This window comes from Arsukibacterium ikkense, from assembly GCF_000987775.1.
Taxonomy (GTDB): domain Bacteria; phylum Pseudomonadota; class Gammaproteobacteria; order Enterobacterales; family Alteromonadaceae; genus Alishewanella; species Alishewanella ikkense.
Map to the genome: position 1 here is coordinate 24,958 of NZ_LAHO01000023.1, position 25,628 is coordinate 50,585.

General features: G+C 49.5%; 19 protein-coding genes, 1 pseudogene and 1 riboswitch. Of the genes and pseudogenes, 9 read left to right on the plus strand and 11 right to left on the minus strand.

Annotated features, from left to right (window positions below; translation table 11 throughout):
- Positions 1-4: 4 nt before the first annotated feature.
- Positions 5-595: a dCTP deaminase gene (gene dcd / locus WG68_RS18170; RefSeq protein ID WP_046559150.1), complete on the minus strand. Its 591-nt coding sequence runs from the start codon at positions 593-595 to the stop codon at positions 5-7.
- 2 nt (positions 596-597) lie between these two features.
- Positions 598-1,530, minus strand: coding sequence for an iron-sulfur cluster carrier protein ApbC (gene apbC / locus WG68_RS18175; RefSeq protein ID WP_046559151.1), 933 nt, complete (start codon positions 1,528-1,530; stop codon positions 598-600).
- A 138-nt stretch (positions 1,531-1,668) separates the two neighbouring features.
- Here apbC and metG point away from each other — a divergent pair, with 138 nt between their 5' ends.
- Together metG and WG68_RS18185 are read left to right on the plus strand one after the other, a co-directional pair.
- Positions 1,669-3,705, plus strand: a complete 2,037-nt coding sequence (metG, locus tag WG68_RS18180) for a methionine--tRNA ligase (protein ID WP_046559170.1) — start codon at positions 1,669-1,671, stop codon at positions 3,703-3,705.
- A gap of 4 nt (positions 3,706-3,709) precedes the next feature.
- A complete protein-coding gene (locus tag WG68_RS18185; RefSeq protein WP_046559152.1) occupies positions 3,710-5,125 on the plus strand; it encodes an MFS transporter in 1,416 nt (471 codons plus the stop codon).
- 1 nt (position 5,126) lies between these two features.
- Here the strand turns inward: WG68_RS18185 and WG68_RS18190 are convergent, their stop codons facing one another.
- Both WG68_RS18190 and WG68_RS18195 read right to left on the minus strand, forming a co-directional pair.
- Positions 5,127-6,593: a hypothetical protein gene (locus WG68_RS18190; RefSeq protein WP_046559153.1), complete on the minus strand. Its 1,467-nt coding sequence runs from the start codon at positions 6,591-6,593 to the stop codon at positions 5,127-5,129.
- Positions 6,594-6,671: 78 nt separating this feature from the next.
- On the minus strand, positions 6,672-7,670 hold the full coding sequence (locus WG68_RS18195; protein ID WP_052749164.1) for an NAD(P)H-quinone oxidoreductase: 999 nt from the start codon (positions 7,668-7,670) through the stop codon (positions 6,672-6,674).
- Between the two features lie 98 nt (positions 7,671-7,768).
- Here WG68_RS18195 and WG68_RS18200 point away from each other — a divergent pair, with 98 nt between their 5' ends.
- Entirely contained in the window at positions 7,769-8,974 is a 1,206-nt protein-coding gene (locus WG68_RS18200) for a class I SAM-dependent rRNA methyltransferase (RefSeq protein WP_046559154.1), read from the plus strand.
- Positions 8,975-9,037: 63 nt separating this feature from the next.
- Here the strand turns inward: WG68_RS18200 and WG68_RS18205 are convergent, their stop codons facing one another.
- The 4 genes from WG68_RS18205 to WG68_RS18220 all read right to left on the minus strand — a co-directional run bounded on the left by WG68_RS18205 (position 9,038) and on the right by WG68_RS18220 (position 14,930).
- Complete coding sequence (locus tag WG68_RS18205; protein WP_046559155.1) at positions 9,038-9,337, minus strand: PilZ domain-containing protein; 300 nt, start codon at positions 9,335-9,337, stop codon at positions 9,038-9,040.
- A gap of 127 nt (positions 9,338-9,464) precedes the next feature.
- On the minus strand, positions 9,465-13,343 hold the full coding sequence (hrpA, locus tag WG68_RS18210; protein WP_152663155.1) for an ATP-dependent RNA helicase HrpA: 3,879 nt from the start codon (positions 13,341-13,343) through the stop codon (positions 9,465-9,467).
- 77 nt (positions 13,344-13,420) lie between these two features.
- Positions 13,421-13,840: a CBS domain-containing protein gene (locus tag WG68_RS18215; protein WP_046559156.1), complete on the minus strand. Its 420-nt coding sequence runs from the start codon at positions 13,838-13,840 to the stop codon at positions 13,421-13,423.
- 64 nt (positions 13,841-13,904) lie between these two features.
- The gene (locus tag WG68_RS18220; protein WP_046559157.1) at positions 13,905-14,930 is read right to left on the minus strand and encodes an isoaspartyl peptidase/L-asparaginase family protein; all 1,026 of its coding nucleotides are present in this window, start codon (positions 14,928-14,930) and stop codon (positions 13,905-13,907) included.
- Positions 14,931-15,111: 181 nt separating this feature from the next.
- Here WG68_RS18220 and sbcB point away from each other — a divergent pair, with 181 nt between their 5' ends.
- Positions 15,112-16,542 (plus strand): exodeoxyribonuclease I, encoded by a 1,431-nt coding sequence (sbcB, locus tag WG68_RS18225; RefSeq protein WP_046559173.1) that lies wholly within the window; start codon positions 15,112-15,114, stop codon positions 16,540-16,542.
- A gap of 49 nt (positions 16,543-16,591) precedes the next feature.
- On the opposite strand, the gene WG68_RS18230 is transcribed toward sbcB, so the two are convergent.
- Complete coding sequence (locus WG68_RS18230) at positions 16,592-16,834, minus strand: DUF4282 domain-containing protein (RefSeq protein WP_046559158.1); 243 nt, start codon at positions 16,832-16,834, stop codon at positions 16,592-16,594.
- A 152-nt stretch (positions 16,835-16,986) separates the two neighbouring features.
- Positions 16,987-17,097, plus strand: a riboswitch (TPP riboswitch).
- 97 nt (positions 17,098-17,194) lie between these two features.
- On the opposite strand from WG68_RS18230, the pseudogene thiC reads away from it, so the two are divergent.
- The 5 genes and pseudogenes from thiC to thiH all read left to right on the plus strand — a co-directional run.
- Positions 17,195-18,946 (plus strand): annotated as a pseudogene (gene thiC, locus WG68_RS18235) (phosphomethylpyrimidine synthase ThiC); the annotation flags it as partial.
- A gap of 16 nt (positions 18,947-18,962) precedes the next feature.
- On the plus strand, positions 18,963-20,474 hold the full coding sequence (gene thiE, locus WG68_RS18240; protein ID WP_046559160.1) for a thiamine phosphate synthase: 1,512 nt from the start codon (positions 18,963-18,965) through the stop codon (positions 20,472-20,474).
- A complete protein-coding gene (gene thiS / locus WG68_RS18245) occupies positions 20,458-20,658 on the plus strand; it encodes a sulfur carrier protein ThiS (RefSeq protein ID WP_046559161.1) in 201 nt (66 codons plus the stop codon). Before thiE ends, thiS begins: the two co-directional genes overlap by 17 nt.
- 1 nt (position 20,659) lies before the next feature.
- Complete coding sequence (locus WG68_RS18250) at positions 20,660-21,427, plus strand: thiazole synthase (protein WP_046559162.1); 768 nt, start codon at positions 20,660-20,662, stop codon at positions 21,425-21,427.
- Positions 21,424-22,536 (plus strand): 2-iminoacetate synthase ThiH, encoded by a 1,113-nt coding sequence (thiH, locus tag WG68_RS18255; RefSeq protein ID WP_046559163.1) that lies wholly within the window; start codon positions 21,424-21,426, stop codon positions 22,534-22,536. The genes WG68_RS18250 and thiH overlap by 4 nt, the downstream gene beginning before the upstream one ends.
- Before the next feature lie 30 nt (positions 22,537-22,566).
- On the opposite strand, the gene WG68_RS18260 is transcribed toward thiH, so the two are convergent.
- Both WG68_RS18260 and WG68_RS18265 read right to left on the minus strand, forming a co-directional pair.
- Entirely contained in the window at positions 22,567-25,101 is a 2,535-nt protein-coding gene (locus WG68_RS18260) for a PD40 domain-containing protein (protein WP_046559164.1), read from the minus strand.
- 63 nt (positions 25,102-25,164) lie between these two features.
- Complete coding sequence (locus WG68_RS18265; RefSeq protein WP_046559165.1) at positions 25,165-25,416, minus strand: hypothetical protein; 252 nt, start codon at positions 25,414-25,416, stop codon at positions 25,165-25,167.
- Positions 25,417-25,628: the final 212 nt, after the last annotated feature.

Genomic DNA, 25,628 nt, shown 5'->3' on the forward strand with positions numbered 1-25,628 from the left:
TGGCTCAACTTTTATCATCGTGGCCAATCCGGCTGGCATCTGCGCCTGTTTGCTGGCGGTACTTGGCATCGGCCCTTGTGTTGTAAGGACGATCTGCTGGCGTGGTCATCAGCTCAAAGTTCAGCGCACCAATTTTCATATGCGGCCGTAGCGCCAATGGCAGCTTACCGCTGTTGTAAAATTCCAGCACAATATTACCTGACCAGCCCGGATCAATCCGGTGCGCCGTAACATGCACCATTAGCCCTAAACGCGCCAGGGAAGAGCGACCATCCAGCCAGCCTACTATATCAGCAGGCAGCCGCACCGACTCTTGGGTTACCCCTAGCGCCAGTTCACCCGGGTGCAGAATAAATACCTGATCGTCGCTAATGTAAATTTCGTCACTCATTACTGAGTTTAGTGCGGCATCTACCTGCGCCCGCGGCCCGCTCAGGTCAATAAAAGGGGCGGCATGCGCCTGAAATACCCTGAATTTATTGCCCAGGCGAATATCAACGCTAACCCCACTAATCATGTCGGCATCTGGCGCTGGCGTAATACCAATTTTACCTTCTGCCAGATAACGCTCTATATCGCGGTCACTCAATCTCATGCTTAATCATCCGTTATTACAATTTCAACCTGCTGCGCGTTAGCACCGGTTATATTTCTTAACATTTGCAGCGCGATTGTACGGTAAATTTCCGCAATTGGCTGCAGCTTTAACACTGCAGGCTCGCCCTGATCGCTCTGCTGGCGAATTTGCCGCTGCAACGGCAGCTGCCCCAGTACCGGCACCTGATAGCGTTCAGCCAGCCTTACCCCACCTTCAGTACCAAAAATATCATCAGTCTCACCACAATGCGGGCACTGGTAATAACTCATATTTTCAATCAGGCCCAATACCGGTATTTTTACCTGATTAAACATAGCAATCGCTTTGCCAGCATCGGCCAGTGCCACATCCTGTGGCGTGGTAACAATCAGCGCTCCCGACACTTTAAGCTTTTGCGCCAGGGTAAGCTGAATATCGCCGGTGCCCGGTGGCATATCGACAATAAGTATATCCAGCGCCGGCCACAGGGTTTCATTTAACAGTTGCAACAGTGCCTGGCTGGCCATAGGCCCGCGCCAGACTGAGGCTTTGTCCGGGTCGACCAGAAAACCAATAGATTGCAAACTTATCCCAAAAGCCTGCTTAGGATTAAGCAGCTTATTATCCGGTGAATCTGCTCTGGCACCAGCCAGCCCTAACATCAGCGGAATGGATGGCCCGTAAATATCGGCATCGAGCAAACCTGTGCGCAGGCCCAGCTGTGCCAGGGTAGTGGCCAGATTTACCGCTGTCGTCGACTTACCCACCCCACCTTTACCGGATGCAACCAGTACGATATGTTGAATATCAGCAATAAGCGGTGCGTTGGCGCGCAAGGCTGCTGCCAGGCTGCTGAATTCTTCAGTTGCTTGCTGATTGTCTGCCAGAGGCTGGCGGGAGCTGGCCGCGCTATGCGTTGATTTTTCAGCCGACTTTTTTAACCAATTAAACATTGTTACTCCGAAGTAGCGGCAATTCAGTTTTTTTTACTGCATTTTTGCCGCATTAGGGCATTGGCGGATGCGATTTAATGCTGGCTATTGTATCATTAAGCAACATTTTTTCAGTTATTTATGCAAAGAGCCTACCTGATGTCGCAACGGAAAATTTTGATCACCAGCGCTTTACCTTATGCTAATGGACCCATCCATTTAGGCCACCTGCTCGAATACATACAAACCGATATCTGGGCGCGTTTTCAAAAAGCCCGTGGCCATGAGTGCTACTATGTATGTGCCGATGATGCCCACGGCACCCCTATTATGCTTAAAGCCCAGCAACAGGGCATTACGCCGGAGCAGATGATTGCCCAAACCAGAATTGAGCACGAAGCGGACTTTGCCGGTTTTGCGATTGGTTTTGATAATTATTACACTACCCATAGCGAAGAAAACCGCGAATTTGCCAGCCTGATATACAAACGTCTGGATGATGCCGGTTACATTAAACGTAAAACCATTAGTCAGCTGTACGACCCGCAAAAAAATATGTTTTTGCCCGATCGCTTTGTAAAAGGTGATTGCCCTAAATGCGGCGCGTTGGATCAGAATGGCGACAGCTGTGATGTGTGCGGTGCAACCTACAGCCCTACTGATGTGAAAAATCCGCGCTCAGTGGTATCGGGTGCCACCCCGGTGTTAAAAGATTCAGAGCACTATTTTTTCGACTTACCGGCTTTCAGTCAGATGTTGCAAGACTGGACCCGCAGTGGCGCGCTGCAGGAGGAAATGGCTAACAAATTGCAGGAATGGTTTATCGATGGCCTGCAAATGTGGGACATCAGCCGTGATGCGCCCTATTTTGGCTTTGAAATCCCCGGAGCACCGGGTAAATTTTTCTATGTCTGGTTAGATGCCCCCATTGGCTATCTGGCCAGTTTTAAAAACTACTGTGATAAGCATAATATCGATTTTGACAGTTTCTGGCAGCAAGACTCCAGCGCCGAGGTGTATCACTTTATTGGTAAAGACATTATCTATTTTCACAGCCTGTTCTGGCCAGCCATGCTGCATGGCGCCGGTTTCAGAAAGCCCAATGCCGTTTATGCTCATGGTTTTGTCACCGTTAACGGCGCTAAAATGTCGAAATCGCGCGGCACCTTTATCAAAGCCCGCGCCTATCTGGATAATTTAAACCCGGAATACCTGCGTTACTACTTTGCCTCTAAACTGACCTCTGGCATTACCGATCTGGATTTAAACCTGGATGATTTTACCCAGAAAGTTAACGCGGACCTTGTTGGCAAAGTCGTCAATATCGCCAGTCGCTGTGCTGGTTTTATCAGTAAGCGGTATGACGGCAAACTGGCGGCCAGTGTCGCAGAGCCGGCTTTACTGCAAGAGTTTGTTGCTGCCGGCGATAGCATTGCCGACAGTTTCGAAAAGCGCGAGTTTGCCCGGGCTGTGCGCGACATTATGGCGCTGGCCGATAAAGCCAATCAGTATATTGATACCAAGGCGCCCTGGGTGCTGGTAAAAGATGATGCCCGCCAGCAGGAGGCCCATGATGTCTGCTCTATGGGGCTGAATTTATTCCGGGTATTAATGCAGTATTTAAAACCGGTATTACCGGTGATGGCTGGCGAAGTGGAAGCCTTTCTGAATACTGAGCTTAGCTGGCAGAATTACCACCAACCACTGCTTAACCATGCCATTAACCCGTTTAAAGCCTTAATGACCAGGGTCGACCCGCTAAAAGTCGCCGCCATGGTTGAGGCCTCCACTGAAAACCTGCAAGCGACCCCGCAGCATCAACCGCAGCTACCAGCTGTTGCTGTGACCGAACGCGAGCCCATCAGCGAGACTATCAGCATTGACGATTTTGCCAAAATCGATTTACGGGTGGCCAAGATTGTCAGTGCAAGTGCCGTTGAAGGCGCTGATAAACTAGTGCAATTGCAACTGGATATTGGCAACGGCGAAACCCGTCAGGTATTTGCCGGCATTAAAGCCGCCTACGCGCCCGAAGATTTAATTGGCCGCAGTACGGTGATGGTGGCTAACCTGGCGCCGCGCAAAATGCGCTTTGGTTTATCAGAAGGTATGGTACTGGCGGCAGGCCCTGGTGGCGGCGACGTATTTATCTTAAGCCCCGATGACGGCGCCCTGCCAGGTATGCGGGTAAAATAAACTGATGCATAGCCCGTTTCGCAGTTTTTCATCACTGTTTGCCACTACCCTGATCATGGTATTGGGCGCCGGCCTGTTAACCACCTACCTGGGGTTATCACTGGCAGCAGACGGTGTTCAGCAACTGTGGATTGGTGGCATGATGTCAGCTTATTACCTGGGGCTGGTGGTAGGCTCCAAGCTCGGCCATAAATTAATTGGCCGGGTTGGCCATATTCGTACCTTTGTTGCCAGCGCAGGAATGGTAACGGCCTCAGCGTTAGGCCATGCCTTAACCGATGATTTGCAGTTCTGGTTGGTACTGCGTTTGCTGGTGGGTACCGGTATGATGTGCCAGTATATGGTGCTGGAAAGCTGGTTAAATGAACAGGCAGAAAGCAATCAACGCGGTACGGTGTTTGCCAGCTATATGATTGTTTCTTACATTGGCATGGTGGCCGGCCAAACGGTGTTGTCGTTTTTTCCAGAGCTGGGTTTAGAGCCACTATTGCTGGTGGGCATATGTTACGCCTTATGTATTGTGCCCATTGCGTTAACCCGCCGCATCCACCCGGCACCACTGCATCCGGCACCACTGAAAATTCTGCCATTCTGGCGCCAGGTACCGCAGTCACTCACCACCATACTGATGGCTGGCGGCATTTCAGGCTCATTTTATGGCCTGGCACCGGCCTTTGCTGCAGGCTCGGGTTTATCCACTAAAGAAATAGCGGTGTTTATGTCGGCCACTATCCTGGCCGGTTTACTGGCGCAATGGCCGATGGGTAAGCTGTCAGATAAAATACCGCGCAGCCGCTTATTACGGGTAAACAGTGCCTTGCTGGGCTTGTTGGTGTTAAGCATGGCTATCCTGCCCATTAGCGGCCCCTTACTTATTGCCATGACATTTTGCTTTGGTATTCTGGCGTTTACCCTGTACCCCCTGGCAACCGCACTGGCCAACCAGCATATCGACCCAGAGGAGCGGGTAGCGTTGTCTGCGACCATTTTGCTTACTTTTGGTATTGGCGCCACCATAGGCCCGTTAATTGCTTCCGGTTTGATGCAATTGTTAGGTAACAGTATGTTGTATGGTTATATGGCAGTCGCCTGTTTAATATTATTTATCCGCTTACAACGGGTAAATTACAATCAGAAGATGGCCAAAAGAATGTTATCGCAGCAACAATCCTCAGACTACCAGGTAGCTTCAGGTGATTTAGTCTCTTCGCCGCTGGCAGCAGCATTAGACCCCAGAGTTAACGAAGATTTAGTACAGCAGCAAATGCGTGATGAGACACTGACCGAGCCGGAGCCAGAAGCCAGCCCCCAAACAGCAGAAAAAACCGCGGAAAGTGCAGATGATGTAATCGTAACCGAGCCATCTGTAGCTGAAGGTGAAACGCAAGCACAACAAGGCCAACGGTCTGCAACAGAATAGATTAGTTCGAATTGGTCAGGGCTTTGTTCCACAGGTTCTGATTTTTAGTGTAAGAGAAATATTCTGACGGATGCCAACATTTTGGCAGCAGCGCCATGTTTTTTCGCTCTTCAAAATTGGATACCAGCTTGCTTAAAATCTCCAGCAGCCGCTCTTCGCTTATTCTCTCCAGCTTTTTGCGTGCCGGCGGATAATATAAATTGTTTTCAACACTGATCACACAGCCCTGGGCCGAGACGTTATATGTCAGGTTACGGGTAACCATCCTGCATATCGGCATTCGGGGATCTTCCGGGTATAAACCGGTTACGATGGCGTATTCGTAACGGTCTAAATCCTGCCGGTCTGAATCTTTTGGAATGTAGGTCACGCCAAAACCCTGTGGAAAGATGCCTGTGATCTTAAGTAACCCGGCGACCGCCACCGGGCTGTAAATACCCTTTTCAACCCCTTTTTCCAGTACCAGCCCTACCTTGGGCAAACTTTCATAGCTGTAATTCGCTTTGGTTGACAACACAACCGAGGTATAAATTTGTGGGATTTTCAGTAAATTGCCAACACCATGCTCTGGCTTAATGGCATTTTTTAACAGGAAAATTAAAAACGATTGTTTTTCACGCTCGTTCTGAACAAACCAATCCCGTTGCTCTTTTGAATTGCCCTGATACACCCCGGTTCCGAGTGCATGCACCACATAATTCAAACTTTCCCGATAACTGATTTTCAGCAATTCGGTTCGTTCTTCATTTTCCAGCATTCTGAATTCATCCAGATCACCCGCCGGACCTTTTAAAATGCGCTGAGCGTCCGGATGACAACTACCAATATCCTGTAACAAGGCGGCCATCAGCAAAGGCACCTGGATATCATCCCTGAAAGGCTGGTAATCGTCGCTACGCGGCGTTTCTGTCATCGCTTGCTTACGTTTAACAATAAAGGGATGACTAATATGGTTATCCAGCAACAGCCGATCGAGCAAGCGTAAACTTAACAATGCTTTATATAAGTGCTTACTTTTCTGATTAGACGCCGCGACGTTCTTACCCTCGGTTGGCGACATCAACTGAATGGTGCCGAGTACTTTTGCAGTTTGAATATTGGTTTCTTCAAAGCTATCACTGTCTGACAACGCCAGAATATCCAGGCACAGCCGACGTAATGATTCGTAACGGGTCAGATTATCGTCTTGCTGAACCTGGCTAAAGGCTTCGTGCTCGTTCTGGGCCTTTTGCAGATTACGCTCAATTAATGCCTGATCCCCCTTACTGGCCTGCGCCTGGCGATTTTTAAATAAAAATACCTGCTGCTCCAGTTCGGTTTGCTGTTGTTGTCGCTCGGCAAAACTGCCATACCAAATCATTGCTTGCTCAAATAAGGAATCTGCAACCACGGTAGTGTCATAAACGCGGTTTAATAGTGCTTTTACCGCCTTGGTAAAATTTGACTTGCCTACATTGCCGATTGACATTATCCGTATTGTTCCTTGTTTTCTTTTGTTTATGCTGCCACACCAGATAAAGCGCATAGCGCTAGTGGTTACTCAACTTTAAAACATCAGTACTAATTTACCAATATTATTGTTATTAGTCATAACATTATGTGCCTGTTCAGCATTTTTCCAGCTAAAACTTTCACTCACTAACGGCGTAAGCTTCCCTGCAGCCATGGCCTGACCAAAGGTTGCGACATAATTGGCGGTTAACTCAGCTTTATACTGATTAGTGCGGTTTCGTAAAGTGCTACATAACATGCTTCCCCGTTTTTTAAACAAAGCAGCCATATCAAACTGCTCAATTATCCGCCCTCCCATTAAAGCGTAGATAATAATAACGCCATCGTCTGCCAGTATTTTAATATTCTCATTTACATAACCACCAGCTACCGGGTCCAGAATCAGATCAGCCCCCAGTGGCCACTGCTCAGCTAATGCCGTGCTGAACTGACGCTGTTGATAATTTATGGCGATGTCAGCGCCAAGCGCTAAACAGGCGTCGGCTTTTTCAGGCCGGCCAACAGTGACGGCCACCTGGGCGTTAACTAACTTTGCCAGCTGAATGGCACTGGTTCCCACCCCGCTGGCACCGGCATGCAGTACAACGCGCTGCCCGCTTTTAAGCTTACCCAGGGTAAATAACAACTGATAGGCAGTCAGCAAGGTTTCGGCGGCAGCCCCTGCGTGCTGCCAGGTCCAGTGCGCGGGCTTGCTAATCGCATGCTTTGTTTGCAACAACGCATACTCGGCATAACCGCCGCCAGCGACAATGCCAAACACTTCGCGGCCAAGCCAATGTTCATCTGCGTCATTACCAACCTGCACCACCTCACCCGCTACCTCCAGACCGAGAATATCACTCTCACCAGGCGGTGGCGGATAGTGTCCGAGGCGCTGCATCAAATCAGCCCGGTTCACACCGGCCGCCTTTACTTTAAGCAGTAGCTGACCAGGCTTCGCCACCGGGGTTGGCTGCTGTTCAATAGTCAGCCGGCTGTTTTTACCCGGGCTTAGCACCGAGACAACCTGCATCTGTTGCTGTATTTCCACCATAAATACCCTAATTGAGGCTGACAGACAGTTTTTACTTTAGCTTTGTCGCCAGCTTCTCTAAAATGCGGTTTTTAGTCTAGCACAGTGTAACTAAACGCATGAGCAAGCAAACTGCAAGTCCGGCCATTATTCTCGCTCCAGGTCGGGAGAAAGCCCTGAAGCGCCAGCATCCCTGGATTTTTTCTAACGCAATAAGTCAGGTTATCAGTACCCCGAACAGCGGTGATATTGTTGATGTACTCAGCAGTAAAGGCGAGTGGCTGGCCACGGCAGCGTACTCCCCGCGCTCTCAGATCAGAGCGCGGGTATGGAGCTTTGTGCAGAACCAGAGCATTGATGCCGACTTTTTCTACTCGCGATTAGCTGACGCCTGGCAGTTACGGCAAAGCCTGTTTAACCAAAGTACAACTAACGCCGTGCGCTTGATAGCAGGCGAGTCTGATGGTTTGCCCGGTATTACCATAGATAAATATGCCGATGTGCTGGTGTGTCAGTTATTATCTGCCGGCGCCGAGGCCAGCCGCAAGTTGCTACTGGCAGCGTTGATTAAACTCTTTCCAGAACACAGCATTTATGAGCGCTCGGATGTTGATGTGCGTAAAAAAGAAGGTCTGGAACCAACTACGGGCTGGTTGCATCTGCCACGCGACAGCGGTGAAGTCGTGATCCAGGAACATGGTATGGCGTTACAGGTAGATGTGATTAACGGCCATAAAACCGGTTTTTATCTGGATCAGCGGGCCAGCCGCCAGGCGGTTAAACGTTATGCCCAGGCTAAAACTGTTTTAAACTGTTTTAGCTACACCGGTACTTTTGCGGTTGCCGCATTACAAGGCGGCGCCAGTAAGGTGACTAACGTAGACATGTCTGAACTTGCTTTAGCCACCAGCGAGCGCAATGCCCGGTTAAATAAGCTTGATCTTACTGCGTTAGAGCATGAGAAAGCTGACGTGTTTAAGCTGCTGCGGCATTACCGGGAGCAAGGCCGGCAATTTGATATGGTGATTCTGGATCCACCAAAATTCGCCGATAATAAATCCCAGCTAGTGGGTGCTTGCCGCGGCTATAAAGATATTAATATGGTAGCGATGCAGCTGGTGAAACCAGGTGGCTTACTGTTTACGTTTTCCTGCTCAGGCTTAATGGAAGATAGTTTATTTCAGAAAATTGTTGCCGACGCCGCTTTAGATGCCAAAAGGCAGTGTCAGTTTTTGGAGCGTTTACAACAAGACAGCGACCATCTGGTGTTAAGTACCTTCCCGGAGGGACATTATCTTAAAGGTTTAATCTGCAGAATTGGCTAGCCTGCTTTGCACAGGCCAGACACCTTGTAACAACCTTTAAATTAAGCCCGCTTTTTGGCGGGTTTAATTTAATTCCATAAAGGCCAGGCCTATCTGGTAGCCATCTTCACTTTCCTGAGCGCAACGCACCACCTTGGCAGTGGCATCGAGCGGCGGAATGCTGGCGTTATTTGATTCCAGCCGGACTTTAATTAAAGTACCCATTTCCAACGGCTCATCAATATCTACTGACATACCCGAGGCACTTAAGTCACGGCAAACCCCATCTATCGTCCGGCCTGCTTCAGGATCGTTCAGCAGTAATTGCACATCGGCATTTACCATCATTCTGAAATAGTGCCGTCCATCGCCTTTTGTTAACATAACTTTCCCCTGTCAATACTACAACGTTAGTTATAGAACTTTCCACTGTGCCTGTAAAGTAGCATAAACACTAGCCCAATCTGCATGCGATGCTATGTCATTGTTTAAAGCTCACCCAAATGCCAGCCTAATGTTTTAATTCCGCTACTGCATGCAATATCCGTTTCACCGAAATGGGGTAAGGTGTGCCTAACTGCTGCGCGTGCAATGATACTTTTAACTCCTGCAACATCCAGTAAATGGCTGATACCGGCTCGGGTAGCAGCGGATTGCCCGCATACTTACCCAGCAAAGTATCATAGGCATCAGCGGCTTTTTGATACTCGTGCATCAATAAGCGGTCGCGCTGCGGATCCACCGGTAATTTCTCCAACCGTTTTTGCATGGCTTGCAAATAACGCAAGATATCCTGCAACCTGCCAGCACCATGGCTGCTGACAAAGCCTTTGAACACCAGCTCATTTAACTGTTGTTTGATATCGCCCTGTGACTGAATATGGGCAAGGTCAACTTTGCCTTTCAGTCGTTTTTGAATATCATGGCCTAAGGTTAAGATTTGTTCAACCTGTAGCGCTATTGCCACCACGGTATCACCCAGCTCGGCCCGGACCTTGTCACGTAACTGGTTAAATGCCTGGCTGTTGCCCGGCATTGCGGTTTGAGCAATAAGAGTATCCACCCCGGCAGCAATACAATCGTCTATCAGTTCCAGCACCCGACCAAAGGGATTAAAATACAGCCCTAACTTGGCTTTGTTAGGCAGTGATTCCTGCAAGTACTTCACCGGTGATGGCACATTTAGCAGCAATAAGCGGCGTAAGCCCTGCTTGCTGACTTGCCTGGCCTGCTGCGGGTTATCAAGTAATTTAATGGCCACCGAATCACGGTCATCCACTAATGCCGGAAAGGCTTTTATTTCATAGCCCGCCTGCACTTTGACATATTCCTGCGGTAATTCACCAAAGCTCCAGTCAGTCAAGCTGGTTTGCTCTATGCCCTGCTCTGCCACCTGGCTCAGGCTTTGCTGTACTTGCCCTTGTAAGCCTTGTTTTAACAGCGCCAGTGAACGGCCTTGTTGTAAGGTGTTACCGTTCTCATCCACCACCTTAAAGTTCATGCTTAAATGGGCTGGCAAGCTGGTTAAGTCCCAGGCATCTTCAGGTAGTGTGATACCAGACATTCGCTTTAAACGCTGGCTTATTACCTCAAGCAATTTGCCCTGATCCGGCGCAATCAGCTGCAACAAAGCATCGGCATAGTTGGGAGCCGGCACAAAATTACGCCGGTATTGCTTAGGCAGCGATTTAATCAAGGCAACGAGTAACTCATGACGTAGCGCCGGAATAAGCCAGTCAAAGCCCCTGTCTTCAATTTGATTAAGTAGCGCCAAAGGAATAATGACACTGATACCGTCGTCCAGCTCACCCGGGGCAAAATGATACTCCAGTGGCAAGGTTAAATTACCCTGGCGCCAGCTTTCTGGAAATTTGTCGGCGGTGATATCACTGGTATCGCGGTTAAGCAGGCTATCCGGGTCAAAATTTAAAAAGTACGGATCGATAGCCCGCTGTTTTTTCCACCATTTAGCAAAATCTATCCGGTTATTGGCCCAAAGCGGAATTTTATCCGCATAAAAAGCAGCCAGAGTGTCCTCATCTACCAGAATATCGCGCCGGCGTGATTTTTCTTCCAGCGCGGTAACCTCTTCAATCAACCGCTGGTTGTAGCTTAAAAACGCATCATTAGTGCCCAGATCCTGGTTCACCAGCGCTTCGCGGATAAAAATCTGGTGGCATACCGGCTCATCTATTTTACTGTACAGCACTGCCCGTTTGGGCACGATCACCAGCCCGTACAGCGATACTTGCTCGTAGGCAACCACTGCGCCGCGCTTTTTCTCCCAGTGCGGCTCGCTGTAACTGCGGCTGACTAAATGAGCGGCCAGTGGTTCTATCCATTCCGGCTCAATTTTGGCCAGACTGCGGGCATACAAGCGGCTGGTTTCGACCCACTCTGCCGCCATCACCCATTTTGGTTTGCGTTTAAATAAGTGACTACCGGGAAACGCATAAAACCGGGTTTGCCGCGGGCCTAAGTAATCTGCTTCGGTATCTTTAAAGCCCACCTGACCGAGTAAACCGGTTAATAACGCACTGTGCAGCCCCTGATAATCCGCCGAGCTGCTATTGAGCAACAGGCCCTGCTCTTTTGCTAATTGAGTTAACTGGCTGACTAAATCCTGCCACTCTCTGACCCGCAGATAATTTAAAAACTCCTGACGACACAAGCGCCGAAACTGGTTATTACTCAGTTCATCCTGTTGCTGCTGCAGATAGGCCCACAGCTTTAACCAGCTACTGAAGTCAGAGTCGGTATCGGCAAACCGACCATGGCATTCATCGGCTTTTTGTTGTTTGTCTAATGGCCGCTCGCGTGGATCCTGAATAGAGAGGGCGGCCACTACTACCAGCACTTCGTTCAGGGCATTATTAGCGCTGGCTGCGACCACCATTCGCGCCAACCGGGGGTCAATCGGCAGTCGGGCCAGCTGCTTACCAAGGGCAGTTAAGGTTAATTGCTGACGGCCGCGTTGCGGCTCAATCGCACCAAGTTCCTCCAGCAGTTTAATGCCATCGTTAACAAAACGGCTGTCGGGGCGCTGTAAAAACGGAAAGGCATCAATGTCACCCAGTCCCAGCGCCAGCATTTGCATAATAACCGACGCTAAATTGGTGCGCAGTATTTCCGGATCGGTAAATTCCGGCCGGCCGCTAAAGTCTTCCTCGCTATACAACCTGATACAAATACCGGCGGCAACCCGGCCACAACGGCCCTTGCGCTGATTAGCGCTGGCCTGGCTAATGGCTTCTATCGGTAATTGCTGCACTTTTGAGCGGTAACTGTAGCGGGATAAGCGGGCAGTACCGGGGTCAATTACATAACGAATACCTGGCACAGTTAACGAGGTTTCTGCCACGTTGGTGGCCAGTACGATGCGCCGCCCGGCGTGGCTTTGAAATATCCGGTTCTGTTCGGCTGCACTTAATCTGGCATACAGCGGCAATACTTCGGTGTGCCGCAGCTGCAGTTTTTCCAGCGCATCGGCGGTATCACGAATTTCCCGCTCACCATTTAAAAAGATCAGTATGTCACCCGGAGGTTCCCGATACAGCTCTTCTACTGCATCAAAAATACCCTGCAGCGGGTCGGCGTCTTTATCTGCTTGCTCAGCGTAGGGTCGATAGCGGGTTTCAACCGGATAGGTCCGGCCTGACACTTCAATAATGGGCGCATCAAAAAAATGTTTAGAGAAACGCTGCGGATCAATGGTGGCCGAGGTAATAATCAGTTTCAAGTCTGGTCGTTTTGGCAGTAACTGCTTTAAATATCCCAGCAAAAAATCGATATTCAGACTGCGCTCGTGCGCTTCGTCAATAATGATCGTATCGTACTGATTTAAAAACCGATCTTGCTGCATCTCTGCCAGCAGTACGCCATCGGTCATCAGTTTAACCAGCGTTTGATGAGTGGTGTGGTCGCCAAAACGGATTTTATAGCCTACCTGCTGGCCAACCTGACACCCGAGCTCCTCGGCAATCCGGTCTGCGACGCTGCGGGCAGCTAAACGCCGCGGTTGGGTATGACCAATGGTACCGGCCACGCCACGGCCAAGCTCAAGGCAAATTTTTGGGATTTGAGTCGTTTTCCCAGAGCCGGTTTCGCCGGCAATAATCACCACCTGATGGGCAGCGATTGCCGCTTTAATATCGTCTTTTTTTGCCGCAACCGGCAACTCCATTGGGTAGTTAATCGTTGGCATCGCCGCCTGGCGCTCATTGCGCCGTGCTGCCGAGCGTTCGATATCCGCAGCTATTTTCAGCAACTGCTGTTGCAAAGCCGCTGGCTCGGTTACTTTTTTACTATTAGCTAAACGGCGACGCAGCCGAAACTGATCCTGTAACAGGCAATCGGTTAATTTCGAATAAAGAGATGTAGCAGATAGCATGGGCTCAACCAACAAAATAACACCCTCAGAAATCAGAGGGCGCCATGCTACCAAGCTAGCGGGGTAAAGGTCTAGCGTTAAACAACGCGCCGGTAGTGCGAATGCAATTCTTTGTCTATTGCGCCAAGCACATCAGAGCGGGTAATGATGCCAAGTAAGTAGCCATCATCATCAACTACCGGATATAACTTTGGCTTAAGTTTCAGCATGGTCTGAGCTAAATCAATAACGCCATCATAGGGTTTTACCGTTAATACCTGAGTAATCATTACGTCAGCAACCCGCGCCGATTGCTGATCATGATAAGTGGACATCAGCATTCTGGCCAGACAGTCCTGCTCAGAGACAAAACCAATGATCTTATTATCAAGATCCACTACCGGCCCACCAGTCTGCCGGCCTTTAATTAACCTGTCTACAGCCAATTCTACGGGCATATCAACGGTAAAGGTTACCGGGTGACGATGCATATAGTCGGCTACTTTTAGTAAATCCATCTATTCCCCTCCACAACATCCAAATGCAACCTGCTACTTCTTAACCAGTTTAGCTAAGGTTGCGTTAATTGCCTGTTTTTTCACTCTGACTGCTGAAAATTTCAACAACGATGCCGGCGTGATTCCGCTTGGCCCTGTACATCCCTGGAGTATTAAAGGCCCAGCTAAGCTCGCCTTTGGTATCTACCACAATAACGCCACCGGTACCGCCAACGGTTAGTAGTTCACTGATCACCTCGTTAGCCGCCACCGCCGCAGTCTTGCCCTGATATTTGACCCGGGCACAAATATCTGACGCCACGTTATAGCGTATAAAATACTCGCCATGGCCAGTACCCGACACGGCACAACTGCTGTTATCGGCAAAATTGCCCGCACCGATAACAGGTACATCACCCACCCGTCCCCAACGTTTCGCAGTCATACCGCCGGTTGACGTGGCGGCGGCCAGATTACCCGCGCTGTCGATAGCCACAGCACCGACAGTGCCCATTTTCCAGTTAGGATCAGGCATCAGTGCCGCCTGATGCGGTAACGCTTGCTGCGACTCTTTTGCCCGCTTTAACGCTTCGTAGCGAAATTCGGTATTAAAGTAATTATTTTCAACCAGCTCTAACTGTTGGGCAGCGGCAAATTGCTCAGCACCTGCACCGGTTAACATCACATGAGCAGATTGCTCCATCACGGCCCGGGCCAATAAAATGGGGTTTTTAACATTGGTAACACTGGCTACTGCCCCGGCGTTACGATCCTGTCCGGTCATAATGGCAGCATCCAGCTCATGGGTTTCATCCCAGTTATATACCGCTCCCTTGCCGGCATTAAACAGCGGCGAGTCTTCCAGCACAGTCACTGCCAGCGTTACTGCATCCAGACTACTGCCACCTGCGGCCAGTAATTCATAGCCTTTATTGACGGCATCAGCCAGTGTGGCTTCATAGTTTTTTTGTTGCGCTTCGGTCATCTGGCTGCGATCAATAGTACCGGCACCACCATGGATAACAATGCCAACCGGAACGCTGGCGCAGGCATAACTTGCACAAGCTGCCGCTAAACTTAATGTAACGGCTTGGAGTAGTGTTGACTTCATACTGAACCTTATTAATTAGTGATATAGCAGACTATGCCGGCTTAGCCTTCAGGTAGCAGCTAAACTCGATAAAACAGCCTGGTATTGCGATGAGCGTGCTGATCTTTTATAGCACTAAACGGATGCAGCCAGATAGCAACTTGCTATAATGACTGAAATTTTTATAACAAAGTATTTATCTATGAACCATGCCAGCCTGTATTTTTATGATTTTGAAACCTGGGGCGCCGATCCAAAACGGGACCGCCCCTCACAGTTTGCCGGCATTCGTACTGATTTAGAACTGAATATTATCAGCGAGCCTGATGTCTGGTATTGCCAGCTTGCCGATGATTATCTGCCTCATCCGCAAGCCGCGATCATTACCGGCCTGACCCCGCAGTTGTGCAACAAAAAGGGCATGAACGAAACAGACTTTATGCAAAAGATCGCTGAGCGCTTTAGTGTAGCCAATACCTGCGTACTGGGTTACAACAGTTTACGCTTTGATGATGAAGTAACGCGTTACAGTTTGTATCGCAATTTTTATGAGCCCTATGGCCGTGAGTGGCAGCACGGCAACAGCCGCTGGGACTTAATTGATGTGGTGCGAGCTTGCTATGCGCTGCGGCCTGAAGGCATTAATTGGCCATTACGTGAAGATGGCAGCCCCAGCTTTAAGCTGGAACAACTGACCAAAGCTAATGGTCTGGCGCACGAACAAGCACATGATGCCTTGTCGGATGTTTACGCCACCATTGCTATTGCCAAACTAATTAAACAGCAACAGCCTAAGCTGTTCAGTTATCTGTTTGAGCTGCGTAAAAAAGCTAAGGTCAGTGAGCTGATAGACGTTGCCGGCTTAACGCCGCTGGTACATGTGTCATCTAAGTTTCCAGCCAGCTCTGGTTGTGTCAGTTGGGTGCTGCCCCTGGCCTTTCATCCAACCAACAAAAATGCCGTTATTTGCTACAATCTGCAGGCTGATCCTACGCCATTACTGACTGATGATCTGCAAACCCTTAGCACTAAACTCTATACCCGCAGCGTCGATTTGGCAGAAGGCGAAGAGCGGTTGGGCCTGAAGCTTATTCATTTAAACAAATGTCCGGTGCTGGCCAATGCCAAGACGCTCAGCGTAGAGCGAGCTACCACATTAGGCATTGACAGGGCGCGTTGCCTTAGCCATCTGGAGTGGTTTAAGCAGCACCGGGAGTTACAACAAAAGGTCGTTGAGCTCTATCAGCAAACGGCTGATTACCCGAGCGAAACCAACCCGGATTATCAGCTGTACAGTGGCTTTATCAGTGATGGCGACAAACAAAAAATGCTGCAACTGCATCAGTTAAGCCCAGAGCAATTAGCTGCAAACGCGCCAGTGTTTAGCGACGAGCGCCTGAACAGTTTATTGTTTTTATACCGGGCCCGAAATTTCCCGCTAAGTTTAAGTGATAGCGAGCAACAAAAATGGCAGCGTTACCGGACTGATAAATTGATGCACGGTTTGGACAACCCGAATCTGACCATGGAAGAGTTCAGCCTGGCGCTGGAAAACCTGGCACATGAACACGCCAGTGACGAGCAAAAGATGAAAATCTTAAAAGCGCTATATCTATATGTACAAAACTTGTAATGAAAGCGTGTTTTTAAAGAAAAACACCGGCCGGAACCGGTGTTTGAGTTTACTCTTTATCTGCCAGCTTTTTCAGGTTTTCATGAATTTTAAACAGCACAATTAATAATTCGCACCAAATCCGCACGCCGATACTACCAAACACTAAAATACCAAGCCCGGACCAGAAACTACCATAACCAGAAAACACGGCGCCCAGGCCGCTGACCAAGACCGCCAGCAACAACAACCAATAGACAAAAGTAATTATTTTCGGGGTAAGCATTGAATCAAAAAACAATACATCTCTCATTTCATTTCCCTTTTTTTATTATATTCCGAAGTGTAACGCTGAGTTACGTTTTCAACATAAAACACATCCTTTCAGCTAACAACTCCGATTAGTTCAAGCAAAGAGTTAACGACACGCTCTTTCAATTTCCAGAAGCTGCCTTTATACTCAGCCACTACTTGTCGGAGTGCCTAGCTGTTTACAGCGGGCTGAGACCGTGAAAACGGGATCCGTTGAACCTGATCAGGCTAATACCTGCGAAGGGAAACAAGGGGAATTTCAGCACATTTCTTAGCATTAATCCGCCTGGCGCTATAATTGCTAGTTATCACCTGCCCCCACTCCGGACAAGCAACCCCAACTTGTTAACCGGAGTTTGCTATGTCTGCTAATGCTTTATCTAAACGTGAGTTACGTACCCATGCCAGAGCCTATATTCAGGCGCTGCAGGGTGAAACCTTTCCTGGCTCAGAACGCCGCTACTTACCTTGTAGCCTAAGCGGTGTGCAAGTACCCGTGCGGGAAATTCATTTAAGCCCAAGCTGGCTGGCAGATGGCACTGAGCAGGCCAATGCGCCATTGCCGGTGTATGATACCTCGGGCCCCTATGGCGATCCGGCACAAAGCCTGGATGTGTTAAAAGGCTTGCCTAAAATACGCCTGTCATGGATAAACGCCCGGCTTGATGTCGAACCCTCGCCGCTACCGGCCTTTGCCGACATAGCGCTGGATGAGCAAATCACCGAGTTTGCGCAGCAGCCACTACGTGCTAAAGCCGGCAAAACGGTGACCCAGCTGCACTATGCCCGCGCCGGCATTATTACCCCGGAAATGCATTTTATTGCCCTGAGAGAAAATATGGCGGCAACGCCAGATGGTATCAGAAGCCACCAGGGTGAAAGCTTTGGCGCCGCGATACCTAAACAGATCACTGCCGAATTTGTCCGGCAGGAAGTCGCTGCTGGCCGGGCGATAATACCGGCCAATATTAATCACCCTGAAGCCGAGCCAATGATTATTGGCCGCAATTTCAAGGTAAAGGTCAATGCCAATATCGGCAATTCATCAGTCAGCTCTAGTATTGAAGAAGAAGTAGAAAAATTAGTCTGGGCCACCCGCTGGGGCGCCGATACGGTGATGGATTTATCCACCGGCCGGCGTATTCATCAAACCCGTGACTGGATTTTACGCAACAGCCCGGTACCGATTGGCACTGTGCCGATATACCAGGCACTGGAAAAAGTGAATGGTGATGTCAGTAAACTCACTTGGCAGGTATTTTACGACACCCTGGTTGAACAAGCAGAACAAGGTGTTGATTACTTTACCATTCATGCTGGTGTTTTAAAGGATTATATTGCCCTCACCTCAAAACGCGTAACCGGCATAGTCTCGCGTGGTGGCGCTATAATGGCGCAGTGGACCCGGATATTTAATCAGGAAAGCTTTTTATATCAGCACTTTGAAGAAATATGTCAGCTGTGCGCAGCGTATGACATATCGTTGTCTCTTGGCGACGGTTTACGCCCGGGCAGTATTGCCGATGCTAATGATGCCGCGCAGTTTGCAGAACTGCGTACCTTAGGCGAGCTGACCAAAATTGCCTGGCGTTATGACGTACAGGTGATGATTGAAGGGCCAGGCCATGTGCCGATGCAGCTTATTCAGCAGAATATGACCGAGCAATTAAAGCACTGCCATGAAGCGCCTTTTTATACACTTGGCCCGCTGACAACTGATATTGCTCCTGGCTATGATCATATTACCTCAGGCATAGGTGCGGCCATGATTGGCTGGTTTGGTTGTGCCATGTTGTGTTATGTCACACCCAAAGAGCACCTGGGTTTGCCAAACAAAGAAGATGTAAAACAAGGGCTAATTGCCTATAAAATTGCCGCCCATGCGGCAGACTTGGCCAAAGGCCACCCCGCCGCGCAGTTGCGTGACAATGCATTGTCTAAAGCGCGTTATGAGTTTCGCTGGCAGGATCAATACAACTTGGCATTAGATCCATTTACCGCCAAAGCCTATCACGATGAAACGCTAAGCCATGAAGGTGCGGACAGTGAGCAATTTTGTTCAATGTGCGGCCCTAAATTCTGTTCAATGCGGCTTAATCAGCAAATTCAGCAGGAAGAGGCGCTTACCGATGCATAGGCCAGTGGCTGATCCTAAACCTGTGGTCTGGACTATCGCCAGCTCAGACAGTGGTGGCGGTGCCGGTATTCAGGCTGATTTGCATACCTTTAATGCCCTGGGATGCCATGGCTGCAGTGTTATTGCTGCAATAACGGCCCAAAACAGCACTGACGTGCTAAGTACTGAAGCTGTTAGCCCGGCAATCTTTATCGCCCAACTTAATTGCCTGCTAAACGATTTGCCGCCCAAAGCAATTAAAATTGGCCTGATCCCCGATGTGCAGCTACTACAGCAACTGGTGCTATGGCTGGCTGAACACAAAGCTAAGCACCGGTTTAGCGTAATTGCTGATCCGGTTCTTAGCAGCAGTACTGGGGTCAATTTTGCCAGCGAGCAACTTATCAGCAATTGGCAGCAGTTGCTGCCATTGCTGGACCTTATTACCCCTAACCTGCCGGAATTAGCCTTGCTCTCAGGTATGCCTGACGCACCTGTTGCCAGCCAAGCCTTGCTATTAACTCAAGCGGGTGCCGCAGCAGTATTAGCCAAAGGTGGTCATAACCCTGACAGTACTGATATTACAGATTGCTATATCAGCGACTCTGCTTCTTTTGGACTGACACAGCCAAGGATCACTACCGCTAATAATCATGGCACCGGCTGCGTGTTATCCAGCGCAATCGCAGTGGCGTGCGCGCACGGCTACCCGCTGCATGACGCCCTTATTGTTGGCAGAGCCTATTTACAACAGGCGCTTGCACAGGGCTATCCTACGGGTAAAGGCGCAGGTTGTTTGCAACATCACAGCTGGCCGATTGACTATCGTTATTTTCCTAAACTGCACGGGCCCGGCACTATCCCTGAGCCCCTGCTTCGCTTCGCCAGTATGGCTGCACCAATAGGTTTATACCCCATTGTCGACAGCGTGCAATGGCTGAAACGTTTACTGCCGCTGGAACCCGATGTCATTCAACTGCGCATAAAACTCGGCTCAGCGAGCGAGATTGAACAACAAGTTGCCCAGGCAGTGCAGCTAAGTAACGACTACAAACTGCGGTTATTTATTAACGATCACTGGCAACTGGCCATAAAATATGGCGCTTATGGCGTACATCTGGGCCAGCAGGATCTGAACGAGGCTGATCTGCCAGCAATAGCTGCGGCCGGATTACGGCTGGGCATCTCCACCCACAGTTATGCTGAACTGCTGCGGGCAAGGCAACTTGGCCCCTCTTATATTGCCCTGGGCCATATTTTTGCCACTCAAACCAAACAGATGCCATCCAGGCCACAGGGGCTGCAGCGCCTTGTGCACTATGCTGCTCTTTGCCGTGATATACCAACAGTGGCGATTGGCGGTATTGATATGCTCAGGCTGCAAGCCGTGGTTAATTGTGGCGTCGATGGTGTGGCGGTGGTGTCAGCTATTACCGCTCAAACTGACCCTGAGCACGCCTTTGTGCAGTTAAAAAATCAATTTCAGCAATATAAAGTGGAGTCGCGTTATGCACATAACGCTTAACGCTCAACCATTAGAAATAGCCAGCAGTTGCACGGTCACTGAGCTACTGCAACAACATCAGCTGACAGGTGAAGGTTTAGCAGTCGCCATCAACGATGCAGTTATTGTGAAGCGCTGTTGGTCAGCGCATATTTTACAACCGAATGACGTTGTACAACTGTTTCAGATAGTAACCGGAGGCTGACATGTTTCAGATCGCAGATAGAACCTTTAGCAGTCGCCTGCTGCTTGGCAGTGGTAAATTCGCCAGCCCATTGCTGATGCAACAGGCTGTCAGGGCCAGTGGCTGCCAGTTAGTTACGCTGGCCATAAAACGGCTGGAGCTGACTAAACCGCAGGATGATTTAGTCACGCCGTTACGTAATATGCATATCCAACTACTACCCAATACTTCTGGTGCGAAAAACGCTAAGGAAGCAATATTTGCTGCTGAGCTGGCCCGCGAAGCACTGCAAACTAACTGGTTAAAACTGGAAATTCACCCCGATCCACGTTATTTAATGCCGGATCCGATTGAAACGCTGGCAGCAGCAGAGCAACTGGTTAAACTGGGCTTTGTGGTGCTGCCCTACTGCAGTGCCGATCCTGTGCTGTGTAAAAGATTAGAGCAAGTTGGCTGTGTCGCGGTAATGCCACTGGGTGCAGCAATAGGCTCTAACCAAGGGCTACAAACCCGCAGTATGCTGCAGATTATTATTGAGCAAGCGCAAATGCCGGTGATTATTGATGCGGGCTTAGGCGCACCATCGCATGCCGCCGCCGCCATGGAGTTAGGTGCCGCGGCGGTACTGGTTAATACAGCCATTGCCAGTAGTAATGATCCGGTAGCCATGGCAGGCGCCTTTGCAAATGCGGTCAATGCTGGTCGTATGGCTTACCTTGCGGGTTTGGCCACACCGCAGCAGCAAGCTACTGCCTCCAGCCCGTTCACTGATTTTCTGGCAACGCTATGAGCTATCACAGACAATGGCAACAGCAGGATTGGCAGGCATTACAACTGCAAAGTCGCAATTTTTCTACAGCACAGGTGCAAGCTGTATTAAGCCAACCCAAGCTAACACTGCAGGATTTCCAGGCCTTGCTCTCCCCAGCTGCCGAGCCATTATTAAGCCAAATGGCCAGCAAAGCGCAGCGGCTCACCCGGCAACGCTTTGGCCACACGGTACAGCTTTTTGCGCCGCTGTATTTATCTAATTTGTGCGCCAATGAGTGCACTTATTGCGGGTTTTCGTTAAGTCAAAAAGTCAAACGCCGTACCCTAAGCCTGAGTGAGATTGAGCAGGAGTGTCTCGCCATTAAAGCGCTGGGGATTGATCAGGTGCTACTGGTCACCGGCGAGCATGAACGAAAAGTAGGTATGGACTATTTTTGCGACGCCTTGCCTGTGATCCGCCGTTATTTCAGCAGTATTCAGTTAGAAGTGCAGCCACTTGATACCGCTGAATACCAGCTGTTAAAGCAGCTGGGTGTTGATGCTGTGATGCTGTATCAGGAAACCTATAACAGCCGTGCCTATCAACATTATCACTTAAAAGGAAAAAAGGCCGATATGCCCTGGCGGCTTGACGCGCCGGACCGAGTTGGCCAGGCCGGAATCGATAAAATAGGCTTAGGCATTTTGCTGGGGCTGACCGATTGGCGCGCTGACGCCATGATGCTGGCACAGCATCTGCAATATTTACAAAAGCAATACTGGCAAAGCCGTTTTAGTTTATCGGTACCCAGGATCCGCCCCTGCAGTGGTGGCAGCGGTGTCGCCTATCCCATCAGTGACAAAGAACTGATTCAATTAATTTGTGCTTTTCGGCTGTTTGCACCCGAGCTGGAGATCAGTCTTTCTACCCGTGAATCGGCACTGCTCCGGCAGCATGTAGTGCCGTTAGCCATCACCAGTGTCAGTGCCGGCTCAAAAACACAGCCTGGTGGCTACAGCGTTGCCCCGGAAAACCTCGAGCAATTTAGTATTGACGATAGCCGCACACCACAACAGGTAGCTGCAGCGCTGATGCAGCAAGGTTTACAACCGGTTTGGAAAGACTGGGACGGCTATTTAGGGCGCTAGCTTATTGCTGTGCGCCCTCTATTATTGCAGCTAAAAGACCGCCAGATTAATATTCAGATAAGCGCGGTTTTCGCCATAAGTATCATCAAGCCCCCTCGCCAGGCCAAGAGTAACAGGTAGGGTAAGGCGATAGCCTACAGTAAATTCGGTTGTCAATTCTATGCCGACACCGCTAAGTTGCTCTTCGGCTACTGTTGCCGTGCTGCGGCGCCATAAACGGCCATGCTCGGCAAAGGCGGCGGCGTATATCCGGTTTACCCCCAATGGAAAGGTATCGTAGTTCCATTGCAGATCAGCCAGCGGAATATTCCACTGCAAACTGGCTATGGCAGCATGTTTGCCTGATAGCGCCAAGTTATCAGCATAACCCCGCAGCGCATAGCGCCGGGTTGCCAGCAACGGCTCAGATGCGCTATCACCACCTAACCGCACGGTCCGGCTATGCTCGTTGCCATAGCTACCAGCCAGCTTTAACTGAAGTACATGAGATTGGCCCAAATGAAAGTACTCGCGCCAGTTAAGCCGATAAACATTGCCGCTAAAGTCACTGCCTAAACCATTGGCTTCGGCTGAAACTAATAAACGGCGCCCACGTGAAGGGCCATTATTATGATAAAACTGCTGACAATTGTTAAACAGTAAAGCCACACCCGCTATCGTCGCCTGTAAACCAGGGTATCCATCGGCTAACTGAGCGTGATCCCTATACAATTCGCGAAATTGCTCACTGACCAAACCAGCATGTAAATTGAGCTTATCGTCCCAGCCTGTAACCGCATTTAAGCGATAGAAACTGAAACGGTCGGTCGCTATGGATTGGTAAATCTGCTGTTGCAGTGAATAATGCTCAATCTCTCGCTCCAGATATAAGGAGTATGTGTTGCTGTATTGATAACTGAACTGGCCAAACAGGCTCTCGGCTTTACTGTCAATGCCGGCTAACAGCTGGTACTGATGCCGACCCAGTGCATCCTGGCCAAAGGTCTGGAGCATTAGCTGAGTAGCATCGTTATTTACCGATAAACCGGGTTGCCAGCCGGTTGGCCACAGCGAACCTGTTGCCTGATAAGGCGTTGCTGGCAATAATATAGTTTCTGGTAAAGCGGGTTTCTCAGATCTATCCCAGCTGACCAGTTGCGGTGCTAGCATCAACAGCTGAGCCTCTGCGAAATCACTGCCCGGCAAGCGCAGCAATTGACGAGTCCTTTGCTGATACTGTTCAAACCATAAAGCACCATCTGCCGCCAGTGTCGGGTTAAATGCACCAGAAGACACCTTAGTCAGTTGCTGTTGTTTCAGCACAGTTTCAGAGAAATCAAGCTGATAAATATTGTACTGACCATCTTGATCACTGGTGTATACCAAACGTAAGCCATCAGCACTAAATTGAGGCTGTTGTTTAATCCCGGTACCCTGAGTTAACTGGAGCCAGCGGCCATCGGCCAGATTGAGCTGATATAACTGGTAGCCTTGCTGTTGTTGCTGAATTGCCGCAACCAGCAAACCTTGGGAAACCGATACCGTAAAACGGCCTATGACCTGATCAGGCGCTGCCTGCCATAACGTTTGAAGCAGCCTGCCATCAGTATCTAGTACAACCAATTCACCGCGGCCATTGTGCTGGCGCTTGGCAATCAGTTTGTCATTGCCCCACCAGCGTGTTTCGGTATAACGGCCTTTATACGTCAGCTGACGCCAGGCGTTATTGGTGTACAGATACAGATCACTGTACAACCGGTTGTCGGCTCGATAGCGTTGCTGGGTAATAACCACGTGCTCCAGCGCGTTGACATCAAAGATGCCAATACGCTCAGTGCTAATCCGTTTCAGCTCATTGCGATTATTATCATATGCCGCCAGATAGGGCTGGGCATGACCATCGTGCACCTGGCGCCAGACCAGCGCACCGCGGGCAACAGGCGGTTGCTGTAACCCGGTGTAAAAAGCCAGGTTATCCGCGCTGGCATCGACGAGCTCGCCTTGTGTTAATTCAGGAGTATCGCCAAACTTGCTAACCAACCACTGCTGATACTGCTGCCACAACAGCGGCATACGTACACCAAAAACCTGTTTTGAGGTAGCTGAAATACGATAAGGGATAATCTTGCCAGAATAAGCTTCGATTAACTGCTGCACTTTTTCGGCATTATACTGCTCGAGCAAAAATTGATAAAAAAATGCCCCATAAAGATAAGAATAACTACCACTATGGCTGGCATAGCCAAGGTCCATGCTGCCATAGCGTGCTTCGTCAGCTATCAGCATTTTATAGTAGTTGCTGTTCAGCCTGCCCGATTGCCCGTCAGCAGACTCCTTTAAGATTGCCAAACCTTCAAGCATAAAAGTCGGTTGAAAGCTGTTAGGATAAAGAAATAGCGGCAGAAAACCGGCACCCCGTCCAAACACTTTGCGTAAACCGCTTGATGCCCCTCTGGCCTTATCGAGATGCAGCGTATGGGTATACTCATGGGTGAGCAATAGCGCCAACCAGTTATCGAAATTTTCTAACGAATTAACATCTTGCGGTGAGAATAAATAAAGCCTGATTTGATTATAGGGCAGCATCGTCGCCCAACCATTGGCAGTATCATGATCATCCGTTAAAACGATAACGGTTTTAGCTTTAGGTTACCAATTCAGCTCTACAGCCAATTTAGTGTGAACCTGTTCAGCAAGAACTGCAGCCTCGGCGGCGATATGCGCTGCAGATTGCGGGTAATGGAACCGGAAGTTTGCTGTTTCGCTGCTTAGCCAGGGATCATCGGGGCTCTGCCAACCGACACTTAGCGAGTTGTTAAACGGGTAAGCATAAACTGAGTTAACTATCGTCAACAGCGAAATTGCTATCACAAGCACAATAGAGTTAAAAAAAACGTTCACAAAACAGTCCACTAAAATTCTTTATTAGGCAAAGTATAAATGAAGCCAACTAAATGTAAATTTATTAAATCCCCCCAAATCTCAGCCAATAAAAAAGCCCCTGCTCAATCGAGAGGGGCTTTTTTATTGAATTGGGGGTCTGCAGGGCTGGCCTTCCAGCGGTGTACTACTCATCCATAGTGACAATGCAAAAAGCCCACTCGACTGAGTGG